This window comes from Moorena sp. SIO2C4, from assembly GCF_010672485.1.
GTDB classification, from domain to species: Bacteria; Cyanobacteriota; Cyanobacteriia; order Cyanobacteriales; family Coleofasciculaceae; genus Moorena; species Moorena producens.
The window spans coordinates 1-1,829 of the sequence record NZ_JAAHGN010001294.1; the positions used below are offsets into that span (position 1 = coordinate 1).

Sequence of the window (1,829 nt, forward strand, 5' to 3'; positions counted from 1 at the left end):
ACCAAGAACTGTGGACAAAATGTACAGCATTCACATCTGAGCCAGCTCTGGTAATGGATCCGTTAACCTTTACTAAGTTCAGCTCACTACGGTGTTGATTTAACCAATTGCCACTCCGCCAGGAAAAGACCAGATGACGAATTAGTGCTGTTGGCCACCTTTTAACTGGAATGAAAATCCAGTTTACCTGATTACTCTGCTGGAGTTCTGGGGCGACATTACTGGCTAATAAGGTGACGTGATGACCGCGACGAATGGCTTCTTTGGCGACTTCATAGTTGACTCGACCTTGGCCATCATTTTTCATGACTTTGTGGGTAACGATACAGAGTTTCATAAGTAGCTATCCTGTTAAAATTATCGAAAACTCTGACTAGTGCATCCTTCGCAGAAGTCTTTAACTACCTCATCTAGCCATCCTAATTTAAACCTTAGAGAAATCAGAATAACTATAGCTATAGTATTCCCTATTATCCCGATCTTCTTCAATATATTTGTCCAGCATATCGATAACTTTGGCATCTACTTTATCATCGAATTTGCGGGCAAAATGCTTACCAGAAGTAATCATTGACTCAAAATTTTGGACACCCATGATAGCTGGATAGGGAGGAGTCCAAGATATATAACGTTTGTTATCATTGAATAGTTTTAGCATCGATTGATTGAGTAGGATGCTCTGGATAAAAGACTCATCTGGTACGAGTGTGTTTCGATAGTGTTCTACAAATGCTGGGTTACGCTGAACAAATTGATGGATATATTCAATACAGCGATAGGAAAGTGTGTGCCACTGAGAACCCGCGTAGCACTTAAACTCTGGGGTGAAAGGTGTTGAAACGCAACGGATTCCTATTCTGGCACCAAACTTACCAGCCCTGATCCGGACTAGGGGCTGCCAATTGACTATACGATATAGTTTATACACTATAGCCTTTAGACTAGCTGGCAGCTTATAGAAGTGAGAAAAATAGCGCTCTATACCCAAATCCTTGCCCCATAGCCAAGCCGTTTCTGGTGGTTCTTCTGCCGGAAAAAATTCTATAAATCCGTCATATTTGGTGTTATCCAAGAACTGCTCAATTTGGCTGATTGGCTGAATGGGATAGTCTTGACCAGAGAGGAATATCAACCAGTCAAATGTCACAGAATTATCTATTAACCAGTTGATGCAGCGAAGTTCCATTTCCACCATAGAAAAATCTCCCCACACAACTGGAACATAGTCTTTAAGGATGTGAACATTGTTGATATGCTCAAAAGACGTTGGGGAAAGGCTAGACTTAGATTGATCATGGTGAATTAAGACCTGGGACTCAGGGTTACCAGTCTTAAGTGTCTTTACTAGTCTGATAACTTGGTCTGGATTATTATGAGAAGCAATTAGGTAAATTATTTTAGTCATGATTGACTCTTAGGTTTAAATATTAGCGAATTTTATTCGACTTTTATCTATTAGGTATTACCCAATAACTCTACCTATGGGGTGTGTTATTAACGCCGCCACTTAAGTGCTATCTATTAATTAAGTTCTATTGCTGAAGGATAGGACTCTAACATTTCTTCTACAGCTAGTTCAAGTTCTGAGCGTTCTTTTATAAACCGGGCGAAGGGAATTTGTGAAGTCCATGCCTCGTAAAATGCTTCATTCTTGTAATAAGAGTTAGGAAGAAAGATATGAGGAATCTCTAAAAGAGTACTAAGGATATGACCATGCAAACGATTAGTAATAATTAAACGATGCCTTTTGAATTGATAGATGCCGCTATGCATCAGTCCCCAAGATGCTAGATTAATTTGGGAGTTATGGGTTATTTTAAAGTGCGGCG

3 protein-coding genes are annotated in these 1,829 nt (G+C 39.7%); all 3 read right to left on the minus strand.

Annotated features, from left to right (window positions below):
• The coding region (locus F6K20_RS36775; RefSeq protein WP_287298156.1) for a glycosyltransferase at positions 1 to 337 on the minus strand (337 nt) is incomplete at its 3' end.
• Between the two features lie 87 nt (positions 338 to 424).
• Complete coding sequence (locus F6K20_RS36780; protein ID WP_287298158.1) at positions 425 to 1,405, minus strand: beta-1,6-N-acetylglucosaminyltransferase; 981 nt, start codon at positions 1,403 to 1,405, stop codon at positions 425 to 427.
• A 116-nt stretch (positions 1,406 to 1,521) separates the two neighbouring features.
• Positions 1,522 to 1,829: polysaccharide pyruvyl transferase family protein (locus F6K20_RS36785; RefSeq protein WP_287298160.1), on the minus strand; the 308-nt coding region annotated here is incomplete at its 5' end.